Origin of the sequence: Mesorhizobium sp. M7A.F.Ca.MR.362.00.0.0 (genome assembly GCF_004023175.1) — a bacterium.
In the GTDB taxonomy this organism is placed as follows: Bacteria; Pseudomonadota; Alphaproteobacteria; order Rhizobiales; family Rhizobiaceae; genus Mesorhizobium.
Map to the genome: position 1 here is coordinate 5,467 of NZ_RZTF01000400.1, position 228 is coordinate 5,694.

Sequence of the window (228 nt, forward strand, 5' to 3'; positions counted from 1 at the left end):
CCACGGTGGCGACCTTTCGGATGCCAGGATTGGCCGCATTCTCCGCCGCGGCAACCAGACCTTCGAAGCCCACTGCCCCGTGCAACGCACGGCCAAGGACTGCATGGGTAACGGCTGCGCCGATCACGACATGGTCCGGTTCGATTTCGACCTTGGACAAGGCGGGTATTCGGTGGAGTGCGACCACCGCCTCGGGAAGATCGACCCCGCGCCGTGGATCACGCATCA

Annotated in this window: 1 protein-coding gene; it reads right to left on the minus strand. The window is 64.5% G+C overall.

The genetic code is table 11. The features are described 5' to 3' along the window. Positions 1 to 228: FAD binding domain-containing protein (locus EOC06_RS43985; protein ID WP_245470250.1), on the minus strand; the 228-nt coding region annotated here is incomplete at both ends.